The sequence below is a fragment of the Escherichia sp. KCJ4928 genome, assembly GCF_004352695.1.
Classification (GTDB): Bacteria; Pseudomonadota; Gammaproteobacteria; order Enterobacterales; family Enterobacteriaceae; genus ECMA0423.
Map to the genome: position 1 here is coordinate 1 of NZ_SJWV01000761.1, position 255 is coordinate 255.

Below are 255 nucleotides of genomic sequence, written 5' to 3' on the forward strand. Positions count from 1 at the left end.
TGACTCCTTGAGAGTCCTGAAGGAACGTTGAAGACGACGACGTTGATAGGCCGGGTGTGTAAGCGCAGCGATGCGTTGAGCTAACCGGTACTAATGAACCGTGAGGCTTAACCTTACAACGCCGAAGATGTTTTGGCGGATGAGAGAAAGATTTTCAGCCTGATACAGATTAAATCAGAACGCAGAAGCGGTCTGATAAAACAGAATTTGCCTGGCGGCCTTAGCGCGGTGGTCCCACCTGACCCCATGCCGAAC

1 rRNA gene is annotated in these 255 nt (G+C 51.4%); it reads left to right on the forward strand.

What is annotated here, in order from left to right:
• Nucleotides 1-115 (forward strand): 23S ribosomal RNA (locus E0D98_RS26650); the annotation flags it as partial.
• Nucleotides 116-255 lie beyond the last annotated feature (140 nt).